The following is a 15416-nucleotide window of genomic DNA, read 5'->3' on the forward strand; positions in this document are numbered from 1 at the left end:
ATATGGCTCTGTGGATTTACTTGCACTTCCCTCGCCTGCAGCTAGACGCACTCTTTGGTGATAACCAAGAACAACCCGTGGTGATTGTCGAAAGCCAACGTTGCCAGATTCTTCAATACAACGAGATTGCCGAACAACAAGGCATTAAACCAGGTATGGGCCTAGGCAGTGCTGCGTCCTTGTGTCGAGATTTACAAGTGCATCCTTATCATCCGCACACCGAATGGAGCAAGTTACAAGAAATTGCTCAATGGCTGTATTTGATCACATCTGACGTTGTGTTGATGCCAAACCAAGGTATTTTACTGCGTGCTACTCCAATGCTCGCTCTGTATGAAGGGCTTGAAAACTATTGGAATAAAGTCAGAGCTCACTTATCGGAGCTGAAACTGAGTTTTCAATTCGGATGTGGTTTTTCGCCTTTTGCTGCCAAATTGATGGCAATATCAGGAGCGAACGTCATCAGTGAAGACAAATCTGCCATACAAAAAGCTTTATCACCACTACCGTTAAAACTGACAGATTTATCAAACGCTACCGTAGAGAAGTTACAACGTGTAGGTGTCACCACATTGCAAAACCTGCTTGAACTGCCATTGCAAGACATCGCACGACGCTTTGATATCGATTTGGTGAACTACGTTGGTCGACTGACTGGGCAGTTTAAACACCCTGTCGACTTTTATCACCCTACCGAATCCTTCCAAGTTTATTTAGAGCTCTTGTTTGAGATCGAAAACGTTCAGTGGATTGAAAAGCCGTTGGCCAAATTACTTCGTCAACTCGAAACCTTTCTTAAATTAAGAGATAAGGTCGCTTTTGAACTGTGTTTAACACTCCACCAGCGTGAGAAACAAGAGCAACACCTTCAACTCACTTCTGCGCAAGGTGATTACCTATGTCAGCGTTGGCAACAGTTAGCGAGTTTAAGCTTAGAATCACTCTCGCTTAATGGCCCAGTCACAGGGCTAACGTTAAAAGTCATCCGTCAAGGTGAGCCTCTTAGTGCATCACGCGATCTCTTTGCTGGGCAGAAAGGAAACATGAATGCTTTAGAGCTGCTCTCTTTACTGCAAGCTAAATTGGGAAAAAGTGCCGTTTTAAAACCCAATATTGCTTGCGATCCTAGACCAGAAAAGGCCAGTCAGTATCGCCCTGCTGATGCTCCGGATGAAAAGGGGCACGCCATACCATCCATACTACGCCCAGCAATGCAATTACCGACTCCCATTGTATTGCAAGAGCAAGTTTCTTTGGTCCACGGACCTGAGCGAATAGTTTCTGGGTGGTGGGATGGTGATGAGATCATGCGTGATTACTACATTGCACACACCAAGCAAGGCCGCTGGTTATGGATATTTCGCGATCAGCACAAGCACTGGTTTCTTCATGGCTATTTTTGTTAAATCGACAGTTATTTTTGTTGGGTCATTATGAGTTACGCGGAACTATTTTGTCAGTCTAACTTCTCTTTTTTGACTGGGGCTTCTCATGCAGAAGAGCTGGTACTCCAAGCTGCTTTCTATCGCTATCAAGCTCTAGCTATAACGGATGAATGTTCAGTCGCGGGCGTTGTCAAAGCCCATGCAACCATCGAACAACATAAACTCGATATCAAACAAATCGTTGGAAGTATGTTTTGGTTAAATGATGAATGCCAAATCGTACTGCTTTGCCCTTGTCGCAAGGCTTATGCCGAGTTGTGTCGTATCATCACAAACGCAAGGAGACGCAGTGAAAAAGGCAACTATCAACTGTTCGAATGGGATTTGATGTCGGTTCGACATTGTTTGGTATTGTGGCTGCCCACACATCAAGAGAGTGATCACTATTGGGGGCGCTGGCTCAATCAACACCACGCTAATCGTTTGTGGGTAGCGATTCAGCGCCATTTGAGTAACAACGATACTGAGTACATTGCGCACTGCGAGCAGTTAGCACATGAATTTCAATTACCTATAACTGCCTGCGGAGGCGTTCTCATGCATGACGTTGAACGCTTGCCATTACAGCATGTACTTACTGCTATAAAACATGGGTGTAGCGTCGATAAACTCGGTTTTGACCGTATTTCGAATACTGAGCGAGCGCTTCGTCCTTTTAAAAAGTTGATTCGGATTTACAAACCAGAATGGCTGGAAGAAAGTACTTACATCGCCGATTTATGCGAGTTTAAGCTCTCCGATTTAAAATACGAATATCCTACCGAGCTGATCCCAGATGGTTATACACCCGACTCTTACTTACGTATGTTGGTCGAACGTGGTAAAAAGCTGCGTTTTCCTGAAGGCGTGCCAGCAGAAGTCAATCAAACCATCGAGAATGAACTGGCGCTTATTCAAGAGCTTAAATACCACTACTACTTCCTTACTATTCACGACATCGTAATGTTTGCGAAACAGCAAGGTATTCTTTACCAAGGGCGAGGTTCCGCTGCAAACTCTGTAGTGTGTTATTGCCTGGAAATTACCGCCGTCGATCCTCGACAAATCGCTGTCTTATTCGAACGATTTATCAGTAAAGAACGTAAGGAACCGCCGGATATTGATGTGGACTTTGAACACGAGCGCCGTGAAGAAGTTATCCAGTATATTTACAAAAAATATGGTCGTGAGCGTGCAGCACTTGCTGCAACAGTGATCAGCTATCGCTTTAAAAGTGCCGTGCGTGAAGTCGGTAAAGCACTAGGGATTGAAGAGACCCAATTAGATTTTTTCATTAAGAACGTTAATCGCCGAGATCGCAGCCAAGGCTGGCAAGCTCAAATTATTGAACTTGGCTTACAACCAGAATCTCTCAAAGGGCAGCAGTTTATCCAATTGGTCAACGAGATCATTGGCTTCCCACGCCATTTATCTCAGCACGTAGGTGGCTTTGTAATTTCATCTGGCCCTTTATATGAGTTGGTACCTGTTGAAAATGCCTCGATGGAAGATCGCACTATCATTCAATGGGATAAAGACGATTTAGAAAGCTTGAAGCTACTAAAAGTCGATGTACTCGCACTCGGCATGTTAAACGCCATCAAAAAGTGCTTTCAACTGGTCGAGAAACATCACCAGCGATCCCTCTCGATTTCCGAGATCACTCGCCGACAAGATGATCCACACGTGTACCGCATGATCCAAAAAGCTGACACGATAGGCGTATTCCAAATTGAATCTCGTGCACAAATGAGCATGCTTCCTCGCCTAAAGCCTGCTTGTTATTACGACTTAGTGATTCAAATTGCAATTGTTCGTCCAGGCCCTATTCAGGGTGATATGGTGCATCCTTTTTTAAAACGACGAGATCACAAAGAGCCTGTCAGTTATCCATCGGAAGAAGTAAAAAGCGTTCTGGAGCGGACTATGGGCGTCCCTATTTTCCAAGAGCAAGTCATCAAGCTAGCCATGGTAGCCGCAGGGTTTAGCGGCGGCGAGGCCGATCAACTCCGTCGAGCGATGGCATCATGGAAAAAGAATGGCGATCTCGCTAAATTCAGACCAAAACTGATCAATGGTATGCAAGAGAGAGGTTATGACTTAGCGTTTGCTGAGCGCATTTTCGATCAGATTTGCGGCTTTGGTGAGTACGGCTTCCCTGAAAGTCATTCAGCGTCTTTCGCAGTGCTGGCATATTGTTCTGCATGGTTAAAATATTATTACCCAGCCGAATTTTACACTGCATTATTGAACAGCCAACCAATGGGATTTTATAGCCCATCGCAATTAGTACAAGATGCTCGCAGACATGGCGTCGAAGTATTGCCGGTGTGCGTCAATCATTCAAAATATCAACATCATCTCGTCTCACGTCCGAATGGCAGGCTCGGCGTGCAACTTGGTTTTCGCTTGGTGAAAGGCTTTAACGCAGAAAGCGCACAAAGGCTTATTGAGCGCAAACCACTTAATGGTTACCGATCGATTCAAGAAGTAAAGCAGATATTAAGAAGCCGAAGTGACATTGAATTATTGGCTTCAGCCAATGCATTTCAGGCCTTATCGGGAAATCGTTATAACGCTCGCTGGGCAGCAATGGATTCCTTATCTGACCTACCATTGTTTCACAAGGTCGAAGAACCCAATGTTAGCTACCAGACTCAACCCTCTGAATATGAAAATTTAATTGAGGATTACGCAAGCACGGGACTATCTCTTAGCCGCCATCCAATTAAATTATTAGAAGAAACGGGCAAACTCCCTCACTTTACCCGCATGAGGCAACTGACAGAGAAACCGCATAAGTCACTGGTCACAGTGGTAGGTGTGGTAACAGGAAGACAATCTCCAGGCACCGCCGCTGGCGTGACATTTTTTACGTTAGAAGATGACACGGGCAACATTAATGTGGTCGTTTGGCAAGCGACAGCACGAGCCCAAAAGCAAGCGTATTTAGGCGCTAAAGTATTAATGGTGAAAGGCATTCTTGAAAAAGAGGGAGAAGTCACACACGTTATTGCTGGCAAGTTGATGGATTGCACGCACTACTTGAACAATCTACAAAGTAAATCTCGGGATTTCCATTAGTACAGAGGAATTAAGGAGAGAAATGTTAAAAATCAGAGAGAGGTGCGCTCCCTCTGATTTCACTAGATCTAATCATGCACTTTTAGAAAGCATCTGGCGTAATCGGTCTTGAGCAACTTCAACCAGCAGATCCGGTTGGAATTTAGATATAAAGCGATCACAGCCTACTTTTTGTACCATGGCTTCATTAAAACTACCGCTCAGAGAAGTGTTCAATGTGATAAACAACTTAGACATACGTGGATCTTGGCGCACTTCATGGGTCAGTTTATAACCGTCCATTTCAGGCATTTCAGCATCCGTAATCATCATCAACAGCTCTTTTTCTACATCTTTACCTTCATCACACCAACGTTTTAAAACCGTTAACGCTTCTAGCCCGTCACGGCACTCGATGATATTCATACCCAATTGAGAAAGCGTATCGCGAACTTGATTACGAGCTGTAGAGGAATCATCCACAATCAGAACATTACGCCCGACCATTGCTTGGGCCAATTCTTGATCGAGAATGTCCTCCGAGATAGTCACGTCGTAATGTACGATCTCTGCTAAAACTTTTTCAACGTCAATAATTTCGACAATTTGAGAGGCATCCCCCTCTTTGATTTGCGTGATAGCCGTGAGGTAATTCGAGCGACCAGACGTGGAAGGAGGCGGTTGAATTTCAGTCCATGCCGTATTAATAATGTTTTTAACCGGACCGACTAAGAAGCCCTGCACCGTGCGGTTGTACTCTGTCACGATCAAATTTTCTTCTTCCGCTTCACCACGTAAAGCAGGAAAACCAATTGCGCCTCGTAAATCAATCACTGGTACCGCTTCACCTCGTAGAGAAGCAACCCCACGAATATTGTAGTGCGATCCAGGGAGCTTGGTTAACGGTGGAAGCTTGATGACCTCTTTCACTTTGAACACATTAATCGCAAATAATTGGCGACTATTTAAAGTGAACAGCAGAAGCTCTAGTCGATTTTCACCAACCAAGTTTGTACGCTGGTCAACCGTATTTAACACTCCGGACATACTACTACCTAAATTATGGATAATTCTTATTTTACTCGAAATCAGTACAGACACAGCAAGGTTATATAACCAAATAACCTTAAAATATTTGGCTTTTCGAGCACAGCTTTAAAGTACAACAGTTTTAGCGTATTACTTCTCTTTGCATCAGACGCAAAGTCACGCAGCACATTGAAAGCCATTTTGTTTATTTACTTGAGCTTTTTAGGAAATTACATGAATGGCGCAGATATAGCAATGCAACATAACTCAAATTCCCTTTCTAGTAATAGGCGATCAAAAAGGGTGAGCCGTTAAGTCTCACCCTAAATCACCTACAAATGCAGTCTCAACAGCCAGGCACATCATCATGTTAAAAAGTACTTAACCTTCCACAACCTTCATCAATAGTTGACCATCGTACAACGCTTGCTTAATCAACGCGGCACCAGGCATTGTGGCTTGCTTATAGAAACGAGACTCCACCAGCTCAAGATCTTGGTGATAAACAGGTAAACTCTGCTCTTCGATACAGCGACGAACCGCAGGATAAAGCACATCTTTTGCTTGGTTAATCACACCACCGATCAAGATTTTCTCAGGGTTAAATAAGTTGATCACAATAGCAATTGCAGAGCCTAAGTAGCGTCCAAGTTTTTCAATCACATCGACGGCCAAAGGATCACCGTTTGCAGCGGCTTCACAAATGCTCTCAATACTCATTTCCTCTTGTTTAGCAAGAATAGAGTCTTCGCCATCAGCGATTCGTCTTACGACTTCTTCACGAATTGCTTGAGAACTGGCAACGGTTTCCAAACAGCCAATATTGCCGCAATGACAACGTTTTCCATTTGGGTCAATTTGAATATGCCCGAGTTCACCAATGTTACCGTGACGGCCTTGCAAAACGCGCCCATCCAGAATGATGCCCGCACCTAAACCGTGGTGGATAGAGATAAGAACGGAGTTGTCATTATCTTGAGAATGACCAAAAAGCTTTTCTGCTAATGCCCAAGCTCGCGTGTCATTGGCAATGAAAACTGGCAAGCCTGTTGCTTTGTATATCTCTGGTCCAAGAGCAAGATTTTCGACATTGTAATGAGGCATCTGCAAAACGACACCTTGCTCTGAGTTCACGAGACCAGGCAGTGTAAGGGCAATACTGGTAACCCGATCCAGTTGATCCGCGTAAGTCTGAAAAAATTCATCAATTTCGTAAAGCAGGCGCTCAAGCACATCGTCTTGGTCAAGCTCGTGTATCTCGATTTTAGTATCGATCAGTACATCACCGCCTAACTCATGCAAAGCAATGGTTAAATAACCCCGCCCCAAACGCATTGACAAAAATTGCCAGCCTTCATTATTGACCTGCAAACCGACAGCAGGTCGACCACGACTCGTCGCTTCTTGTACTGTCGTTTCATGAATCAAGTGCGCTTCAATTAATTCTCGAGTGATTTTGGTGATACTAGCAGGAGCAAGCTCACTCTGCTTGGACAAATCAATTCGAGAAATAGGACCTTTTAGGTCAATTAGTTTATATACACGACCAGCATTGACCTGTTTGATATGATCAATATGGCCCGGTTGAGCCATGTACATCTTGCACTCCGAAATTCTATAACGGGACAATTTTTTTACTTTGCGAACTAATTGTGAAGTGAATTAATAAATCCCCGTGACAAGCATCACGTATAAACCTGTTTGTTTGTGTATTCAATCAAATAACGAAGAATCTACTCCTGTTAAATTGTTTGAAAAATAACTTATTTTTATTCACTAAATTATGAAGTAGTGCCTTTAAAGCAGCGTATTTTTATCAATAAGGCCATTGCCTGTCGAATATCTGTCTGTTTTACCGGGGTTACTCTTAATGTAAACATTCTGTGCATATACTTATATTCAAGTAGCTTTAAGGTGTGGGCTAAGCGAGGCTAACCTTGAGAGCGATTGCGTAAAGTAAGGATAGAGTTCAAGTTACCTGTACACACACATTCATCGGAGAATCTATGACTTCCAAATTAAGACGAACAAAAATTGTCACTACGCTGGGTCCTTCAACGGATAAGGACAATATACTTGAGGAGATCATCAAAGCCGGTGCAAACGTTGTCCGTATGAATTTTTCACATGGAACCAGTGAAGACCACATTCAACGTGCGAACAAAGTCCGTACCATTGCAGCAAGACTTGGGCGTCAGGTTGCAATTCTTGGTGACTTACAAGGCCCTAAAATCCGTGTATCAACGTTTAAAGACGGCCAAGTCATTTTGAATGTGGGCGATAAATTCACATTAGATAGTGATTTACCAAAAGGTGAAGGCAATCAAGAATCTGTAGGGTTAGATTATAAAGAACTACCGCAAGATGTTTCACCAAATGACATTTTATTACTCGATGATGGACGCGTTCAGCTGCAAGTTACCAAAGTAGAGGGTAATAAAGTTCATACCCGTGTGATTGTCGGTGGTCCACTGTCCAACAATAAAGGGATCAACAAAAAAGGCGGCGGATTGTCAGCCGATGCGCTCACAGAGAAAGATAAAGCCGACATTCTTACCGCCGCAGCAATTCAAGTAGACTACCTTGCTATTTCATTCCCGCGTAACGGCGAAGACATGCATTACGCTCGACGCTTAGCCAGAGATGCAGGCCTTGAAGCCATGTTAGTGGCTAAAGTCGAACGAGCAGAAACCGTCGCGACCAATGAGTCTATTGACGACATTATTCTCGCATCCGATGTGGTGATGGTTGCACGTGGTGACCTTGGTGTAGAAATCGGTGACCCTGAGCTCATAGGTGTCCAGAAAAAACTGATTCGCCGCGCACGCAGTTTAAACCGTATCGTGATTACTGCGACACAAATGATGGAGTCCATGATTACTAGCCCAATGCCAACGCGTGCTGAAGTGATGGATGTGGCCAATGCGGTTCTAGACGGCACTGACGCGGTGATGCTTTCTGGAGAGACCGCTGCAGGTAAATATCCTGTAGAAACGGTCAAATCCATGGCCGAAGTATGTGTGGGGGCAGAAAAAATGTCGGAGGCAAGTCTATCAACCTATCGCTTAGATAGAACCTTCGAAACCGCTGAAGAAACCATCGCAATGGCAACCATGTATTCTGCGAATCACATGGAAGGAATTAAAGCGATGATCTCGTTAACTGAGTCCGGCAGGACTGCGTTGATGATGTCTCGCTTAAGCTCTGGCTTGCCAATATTTGCCTTATCACGGAATGAATCGACACTAAATCGAGCAGCATTATACCGAGGCGTGACACCTGTATATTTCGAGTCAAAAAGTGATGCGGGTTTACCAACGGCTCAAGCAGCGATTACTAGCCTTAAAGAGCAAGGGTTCTTGCACAAAGGTGATTTAGTCATTATTACTCAAGGCGATGTAATGGATGTTGTTGGCTCAACCAACTGCATGCGCATTCTACAAGCGTAGTCGTTATACCTAACCAGAGTTAACCACAAGAACCCGCAAATAAGGCTCCGAAAATGGAGCCTTATTTATATGCTTTGTATATTGCGCACATCGTGAACGTAAGAAGGTTTATGCACTCTCTCTACCATCAATTTCAACATCTAGCTGGTCATAGAGTTGAACTAGGTTAAACCCAGCTTGAAGCCCAAGTTGATAGTCATGCTCTAGTGACTCTTGGTCACTTAACAAAGAAGAAGAACGAAGTCCCTCTTTAGGCGCAACTTGTAAAATAAAAGTGTCGTCAGGTGGAGCAGATATAAAGGCCTGAGTGAGCTCAAATGTTTGATAATGAATCATCAGCATGTCGGCTAAACCTGAATCAAAATTCTCACCAATCAGATGACTTAAACGATACAAGTTATCGGCACCGAACAACCAACGGCCTCCATTTAACAGCATTTTCCCTGCAAGCTTCGATTGATGTGCTGCATTAATTTTTTGTTGGAAGAACGACGCCCAATCCAGCTTCCACTGATTCACTTTTTGCTGCCATGATTGCTGTACTGAGTTGATAGACTCCCGATACCATTCGACAGGCACATCCCCTACTTCACTTTGGGCTCTCGCTTCAATCTCTGAAAACGGCTCTGTGCGAATGACAATAATGTTGCGAGCATTCTGACGCCACGCTTCTTGTACAGGGATAGAGGCAGACACGCCGCCATCAACAAACTTATTGCCATTTACGTCGACAGGTCCGTGGTACAACTTGGGAATCGCACACGTCGCTAGCATAGTGTTAAACCACGAGTCATCCAAGATTGGTAGATATTGATCTGATAGCGTCTCTATATTCGTTACCGCAGCAAACGCTCCTCGTTTTCCCAATGCACTGCGCCCTAAATCAAGGTCAAGCTTGTATGGGAAATCTTGAATCCGTTCTAATGCCCACTCTAAACCTAAGTACTGCTGCTTTCGGATATAGCGAAAAAGATTAAAAAATTCAGGAGACGTTGTCAGCTCGGTAATAAAAGCTTTGCCCATGCCATGTTGACGACACAAGTAAGAACATAAGTTGAGTGCTCCGGCAGAGGTGCCATAGAATTCATCGAAAGGATCGAAGTTGGAAAGTAAAAAGGCGTCTAAAACGCCAGCGGTAAAAATCCCTCTCTGCCCTCCACCTTGCGTGACTAAAGCAGTTTTACCATGCCTAAAGTGCTCATAAACTTTTACATCAAGCTCTGCATGGCTTTCTGTGATTATACCGCTGTTACGTATCATAGGCTCACGCCATTTTGTTAAAACGTTTGGTAAAAGTGGTTATCTTAAGCTGTTGTAATAGCAATGATGCCAAATGACAAAAGCACTGCAAAAACAGTCACCACAATGATTAATGCGGATTTTAGATCGTGTTCCATAAACACCTCCTTAATATGTAACAAATTAATAACACCGGTGTGAAATATGTTCAAGATTTGCTTAATTTAGTCGCGCAATTTTGACTAACCCATCACAATTAGCTTAGTCATAATAAGGAGATAGGGCATGAACCAAAAACTCAGCTGGCTAGTAGGAATCATGATGATGAGTACTGCTATCAATGCACAAGCGAATATCATCGTTACACCATACATAGGCTATACAGGAGGCGGCCAAGTAGAGGATGAAAGTGGTAATACATACGATCTCGACCCCGCAGTGAATTACGCTCTTTCAGTCGAGACTCCCTTAGAAAAAGGAAGGATCGGATTGTTTTACTCCAATCAATCGACGGAACTTGAAAAGCTGTCCAACTCGGCAGATATCCATTATCTGCACTTCCAAAGCAGCATGTACTATCCTGTCGCAGAAAAATGGCAAACCTATATCGGTGTAGGTTTGGGCGCTTCTTACGCCGATGTGGATTGGGTAGACAAAAAATACGGATTTTCGGCTAGCGCTTTTGCAGGGCTGGAATATGAATTTTCAAAGAACTTTGCATTAACAGCCCAACTGAGATGGTTAGGAACGGTCGTTGATAACGATACATCTGGCGCCTGTACTCTACCTAATGACGGCTCAAACTGTATCATTAAGTTCGATACTGATTGGATGAACCAATTCCAATCAAATGTCGGTTTTAGTTTCCGCTTCTAATTTTTATGCATGTTCCTTTATAGGACGCGTCACAAAGAACGCTGAACGAGTCCTGCACAGAGCCGATAAAGGATATCGTCTAAACACCATTGTTTGGCAAAGTAACGAAGCATCATCTAGATAGGTGCACAAAAGATAGCCGTACGCCCTAATTAATCAAAATAGTCTTAAACACCAAAGCAATTATTAGATCCCAGTCATTTATTCCAGACAAACAACCACACACCCACATAAAACCACAATCAAACTCAAATTTAACAAGATTAAAACCAGACAACGCATCTGAATTAACATTTAGATTCTATTGCGCTAAGTATTATTAGAAGTTAGTCTGATCAGTGAAAACAGATAAATATTTCAGTTTTATCAAACACACATCAAAATTTTAAGATTAATAATCTACTTTCTCTTACAGTAACCAGAATATAGCTCTATAAAATTATAAGAAGTTAGAATTAAGGATAGAAAATCTGATGGATAACAGCGGTCCTTTCTTCCAACTATTTGCGCAATTATTACTGTGTTACGTAGAGAGCTTCATTCCTCAGGGAGTCTTATAGGAGTCAAATATGAAGCGAGAACAATGGGGATCCCGGGCGGGATTCATCTTAGCAGCAGTTGGGTCTGCTATCGGTTTGGGAAACATTTGGCGTTTCCCATACATGGCCTATGAAAACGGTGGCGGCGCATTTTTTATTCCTTACATTTTTGCCATGATCACTGCCGGTATTCCATTTATGATCCTTGAGTTCAGTATGGGACAAAAATACCGAGGCTCGGCACCAAAAACACTTGCGAAAATTCATTCTAAATTTGAATGGCTTGGCTGGTTCCAAGTTGGTGTGGCTGCAGTTATTGCCGTTTACTATGTGGCTGTTATCGGTTGGTCGATTTCTTACTTTGGGTTGTCGTTCACTCAAGGTTGGGGAACCGATACCAACGCATTTTTCTTTAGTGAATACCTAAAGCTAGGTGACAACTCACCAACAGACTTAGGCAGTATTCAATGGAAGATTGCTTTATCCATGGTGATTGCTTGGGCAATTACTTACACCGCTATTGCCAAAGGCGTGAAATCAGGAATTGAACGAGCATCTAAAATTATGATGCCAATCCTATTCTTGATGGTGATTTTCTTAATCGGACGTATGATTTTCTTGCCAGGAGCTCTAGATGGCGTGAACTACATGTTCGAACCCGATTTCAGCAAAATTTGGGATGTGAAAGTATGGGCAGCGGCATATGGTCAGATCTTTTTTACGCTAAGTATCGGCTTCGCCATCATGCTAGCTTACTCTAGCTACCTACCAGAAAAGTCGGACATAACGAATAACGCGTTTATGACCGTGTTGATCAACTGTGGCTTCTCGATCCTAGCCGGCATCATGATCTTCTCAGTATTGGGTTACATGGCTCAAGAGCAAGGTAAGCCGTTAACAGAGGTGGTATCTGCAGGCGTTGGCTTGGCTTTTGTTACTTTACCTGCGGCAATTAACCTACTACCTGCCCCATATATTCTTGGTCCACTGTTCTTCTTTGCACTGGTGGTTGCTGGTCTAAGTTCGCATATTTCAATTATGGAAGCCGTAACTTCAGCCATTATCGACAAGCTGAAGTGGAGCCGTAAAAAAGCTGCAAATGTTGTGATTGGTATTGGCTTCGTTGTCTCTATGGCGTTTGCTACCAATGGCGGTCTGCTGCTACTCGATCTAGTAGACCACTTTGCAAACAACGTTGGCATCATGGTTGGTGGTCTGGTTGAGATTGTCTTGATGGCGTGGCTATTGAAGCGCGTGCCAGAAGTACGTAATTACGTTAACGAGCGCTCTGATTTCTCTGTTGGTCAATGGTTCGAGATCTGCTTACGCTTCGTTACACCAATCATGCTCGCCATTATCTTAGCGACCAAGCTATACGCCCTAATTACTGAAGGCTACGGTGGCTATGATCTAACTTTAGGCTGGGCACTTATCGCCGCACTCTTTATCTTTGGTCTAGTGATCAACGCAGTGAACCGCAAGGAGACAGCAAAATGACAATCAGCGCAATTATTATGATGGTTATTGGTTTAGGTATCACTTGGGGCGGCGCTGCCGTTTGCATCAAGCGAGCCATGGATAAACAATAGAACGTTAAGTTCCATATAAAAAAACGCCGGTAGTTACCGGCGTTTTTTGTACATACATTAGTTCAATTCTAGAAACTGTACTTGATGCCAACGGCGCCGCCAAGTTGCAAGTCAGCACCTTTGTAAAGATCTAGCTCTGGGTGTATTTGACCATAAAGGTCCCAGCCGCGTGATAAATCCCAGTTCACACCAAGTGGTACTCTCACACCAAACTCGTCATCCCATTCATACCAGCCACCAACGCCGACATACCAAGTCACAGGCATGTTTTGATCGAATGTTCCACGCTTAGCGATGTAATCAAACGCCATACCATCGTTTCCGATAATGCCACGATATTTGTTATCTAACTCTACAACAACACTTAATTGTTGATCGACAGCCATACCAACTGATAGATCCGTTGGTTCGCTTGCCGCCATTGCCGTACTAGAAACTAGTCCCAAAACTAAAATGAATTTGTTCTTCATACACGTTATCAATTATTCAAAAAAACATTATTCGCTATTCAAACATAATGGCATATCAATATGTCAACGATGGGTAAGCTCGATGTATGAAAAAGCTGACAAAAGTAAAGATGAGTTTAGGATCACACTAAAAAGGAACTGTCAGTTAATAAAATAGGAACTAAAAAAGGAGGCCGAAGCCTCCTTTTATGCATTACTATGAATGACTGCGATTAACCGTGGTTACGAATCCACTCATCCATTTCAGTTTTTAGGTTATCAGACTTAGTACCGAAGATAGCCTGTACACCACCAGCTACAACTACAACACCAGCAGCGCCTAGTTGTTTTAGCTTGTCTTGGTCAACAGCTGCTGTATCTGCAACTGCTACACGTAGACGTGTGATACATGCATCTAGACCAGTAATGTTAGCTTTACCGCCAAACGCTGCAACCAGTTCACCGCCCATATCAGAGCCAGAAGTTACAGCTGCACTTTCCGTTTCATCTTCACGGCCAGGTGTTTTTAGGTCAAGCGCTGTGATTACACCACGGAACACTACGTAGTAAATTACTGCGTAAACTAGACCAACGGCAATCATTAGCACCATCTTCTGAGCGTTACCAGATAGAACTAGGAAGTCGATCAGACCGTGAGAGAAAGAAGTACCGTGTACAAAGCCTAGAGTGTTCGAAACGATGTATGCAGAACCAGCTAGTAGAGCGTGGATACCGTATAGTAGTGGAGCAACGAATAGGAATGAGAATTCGATTGGCTCAGTAATACCAGTTAGGAATGAAGTCAGTGCAGCTGACGCCATGATACCCATTACTTTTGCACGGTTTTCTGGTTTAGCACAATGAGCAATTGCGATTGCTGCAGCTGGTAGACCGAACATCTTGAACATGTAACCACCCGCTAGCTGACCGAAGCCATTACCAGCAGCACGAGATGCTTCATCAGCAACTAGGTAACAAGTTAGTACACCATTTTGAGCTTCACCGGCAGCGTTAACACAAGAACCTGCTTCGAAGAAGAACGGTACGTTCCATACGTGGTGTAGACCGAATGGGATTAGAGAACGCTCAACAACACCGTAGATACCGAATGCTAGCTGTGGGTTTTGGTGTGCAGCCCAATCAGAGAATGCAGAAATTGCACCGCCAATTGGTGGCCAGATAACAGAAAGGATAACACCTAGGATGATCGCAGCAAAACCAGTGATGATTGGCACTGCGCGCTTACCAGCGAAGAAGCCAAGGTACTCTGGAAGTTGGATTTTGAAGAAACGGTTGAATGCCCAAGCAGCCACACCACCGACAAGGATACCACCTAGTACACCTGTATCGATTTTCTCAACACCCATAACGCCCGCCATTACACCTAGCGTTGCCGTCATGATGCCGTAACCAACGATAGCTGCAAGACCTGCAACACCGTCGTTGTTAGTGAAGCCTAGAGCTACACCTACTGCAAATAGAAGTGCCATTTGGCCGAATACTGAACCACCAGCTTGTTCCATAAGATTAGAAACGATCTCTGGAATAAAGCTTAGATGGGCAGCACCCACACCTAATAAAATACCTGCAACTGGTAAAACTGATACTGGAAGCATCAGAGCCTTACCAACTTTTTGCAGGTTAGCAAAAAGGTTCTTAAACATGTTTATGCTCCTGATAAATTTATAAGTATTATTTGGGCACTAACGGCACACCCCCGTAGCCTAAAGGTTAGCACCCAATGAAAATGTAACCACAA

At 43.7% G+C, this 15416-nt stretch carries 12 protein-coding genes; 6 read left to right on the forward strand and 6 right to left on the reverse strand.

Translation table 11 applies throughout. The features are described 5' to 3' along the window. Positions 1-2 precede the first annotated feature (2 nt). Positions 3-1406 carry a DNA polymerase Y family protein gene (locus MTF70_RS00430; protein ID WP_054729229.1) on the forward strand — a complete coding sequence of 468 codons (1404 nt, stop codon included), beginning with the start codon at positions 3-5 and terminating at the stop codon, positions 1404-1406. Between the two features lie 27 nt (positions 1407-1433). Then, on the forward strand, positions 1434-4508 hold the full coding sequence (locus tag MTF70_RS00435) for an error-prone DNA polymerase (protein WP_064368639.1): 3075 nt from the start codon (positions 1434-1436) through the stop codon (positions 4506-4508). Positions 4509-4580: 72 nt separating this feature from the next. Here the strand turns inward: MTF70_RS00435 and MTF70_RS00440 are convergent, their stop codons facing one another. Both MTF70_RS00440 and MTF70_RS00445 read right to left on the reverse strand, forming a co-directional pair. Next, entirely contained in the window at positions 4581-5534 is a 954-nt protein-coding gene (locus tag MTF70_RS00440) for a chemotaxis protein CheV (protein ID WP_005372976.1), read from the reverse strand. Positions 5535-5897: 363 nt separating this feature from the next. After that, positions 5898-7115 carry an ROK family protein gene (locus MTF70_RS00445; RefSeq protein ID WP_005385828.1) on the reverse strand — a complete coding sequence of 406 codons (1218 nt, stop codon included), beginning with the start codon at positions 7113-7115 and terminating at the stop codon, positions 5898-5900. 407 nt (positions 7116-7522) lie between these two features. Here MTF70_RS00445 and pyk point away from each other — a divergent pair, with 407 nt between their 5' ends. Further along, positions 7523-8965, forward strand: a complete 1443-nt coding sequence (pyk, locus tag MTF70_RS00450; RefSeq protein ID WP_005372972.1) for a pyruvate kinase — start codon at positions 7523-7525, stop codon at positions 8963-8965. A gap of 108 nt (positions 8966-9073) precedes the next feature. Here the strand turns inward: pyk and MTF70_RS00455 are convergent, their stop codons facing one another. Both MTF70_RS00455 and MTF70_RS00460 read right to left on the reverse strand, forming a co-directional pair. Beyond that, positions 9074-10225 carry a patatin-like phospholipase family protein gene (locus tag MTF70_RS00455; protein ID WP_005372971.1) on the reverse strand — a complete coding sequence of 384 codons (1152 nt, stop codon included), beginning with the start codon at positions 10223-10225 and terminating at the stop codon, positions 9074-9076. Between the two features lie 44 nt (positions 10226-10269). Continuing rightward, the gene (locus tag MTF70_RS00460) at positions 10270-10362 is read right to left on the reverse strand and encodes a YnhF family membrane protein (protein WP_005372970.1); all 93 of its coding nucleotides are present in this window, start codon (positions 10360-10362) and stop codon (positions 10270-10272) included. Positions 10363-10489: 127 nt separating this feature from the next. On the opposite strand from MTF70_RS00460, the gene MTF70_RS00465 reads away from it, so the two are divergent. The 3 genes from MTF70_RS00465 (at position 10490) to MTF70_RS00475 (ending at position 13208) form a co-directional block, all read left to right on the forward strand. Beyond that, positions 10490-11080, forward strand: coding sequence for an outer membrane beta-barrel protein (locus tag MTF70_RS00465; RefSeq protein WP_005372968.1), 591 nt, complete (start codon positions 10490-10492; stop codon positions 11078-11080). A 569-nt stretch (positions 11081-11649) separates the two neighbouring features. Continuing rightward, on the forward strand, positions 11650-13116 hold the full coding sequence (locus MTF70_RS00470) for a sodium-dependent transporter (protein WP_005372966.1): 1467 nt from the start codon (positions 11650-11652) through the stop codon (positions 13114-13116). Then, positions 13113-13208: a MetS family NSS transporter small subunit gene (locus MTF70_RS00475; protein ID WP_005372963.1), complete on the forward strand. Its 96-nt coding sequence runs from the start codon at positions 13113-13115 to the stop codon at positions 13206-13208. The genes MTF70_RS00470 and MTF70_RS00475 overlap by 4 nt, the downstream gene beginning before the upstream one ends. Positions 13209-13276: 68 nt before the next feature. Here the strand turns inward: MTF70_RS00475 and MTF70_RS00480 are convergent, their stop codons facing one another. Then, positions 13277-13678, reverse strand: coding sequence for a hypothetical protein (locus MTF70_RS00480; RefSeq protein WP_005372960.1), 402 nt, complete (start codon positions 13676-13678; stop codon positions 13277-13279). Between the two features lie 212 nt (positions 13679-13890). Continuing rightward, positions 13891-15321 (reverse strand): PTS glucose transporter subunit IIBC, encoded by a 1431-nt coding sequence (gene ptsG / locus MTF70_RS00485; RefSeq protein WP_005372959.1) that lies wholly within the window; start codon positions 15319-15321, stop codon positions 13891-13893. Positions 15322-15416 lie beyond the last annotated feature (95 nt).

It is taken from the genome of Vibrio sp. 2CM40D (assembly GCF_023161825.1).
Taxonomy (GTDB): Bacteria; Pseudomonadota; Gammaproteobacteria; order Enterobacterales; family Vibrionaceae; genus Vibrio; species Vibrio alginolyticus.